Here is a 511-nt window from a genome sequence, read left to right as displayed (position 1 = left end):
GTTGGCTGTCGCCGGTCATCGCGAAGAATTCGGAGCGCGCATTGTTGAGCGACGGGATGCCGGTATCGCGACCGCGCGCRATGTTCAGCGCCGGGAGGTCGAGCGGCAGGCCGAGCAGGTTGTTGCGCAGCGCTTCGGTRACGAACTCGTCGATCTCATTGCCGACGTGGCGGGTGACGCCACGCACGATCGCGCCGGTCGCCTGCTCCGGAGTGACGCCGCTCGCGGCATAGGCGAGCGGATTGAGGAAGGCTGCGATCAGGCCGAGCTGTGGGTCGCCGCCGACGGTGTTGAAGTTCGGGTCGAAGCGRTCGACCGTCTCGGTCAGCATCGARTGRCCGAAGCGATAGACSGTRTGCGCGAAYTCCGCGASGATCGCCGGGTTGATCGTGGTGTCGTAGCCGTTGGGCGCCAGGAATTCGTCGACCTGCGGCTGGACCGTGCGGGCGAACTCCTCGAACACCAGATGCTGATACTGCATCTCGGTGCCGAACTTGGCGGACTGGAACAG

At 65.1% G+C, this 511-nt stretch carries 1 protein-coding gene; it reads right to left on the bottom strand.

Translation table 11 applies throughout. From position 1 onward, the window contains the following. A partial coding sequence (locus AB4Y92_RS25505) for a peroxidase family protein (RefSeq protein WP_441822155.1) occupies positions 1 to 511 on the bottom strand: 511 nt, incomplete at both ends.

The sequence above is a fragment of the Lysobacter sp. TAB13 genome, assembly GCF_052113885.1.
Lineage (GTDB): Bacteria > Pseudomonadota > Gammaproteobacteria > Xanthomonadales > Xanthomonadaceae > Lysobacter > Lysobacter gummosus.
Note: the sequence above shows the minus strand (reverse complement) of the source record. Positions and strands in the feature narration are given on the sequence as shown.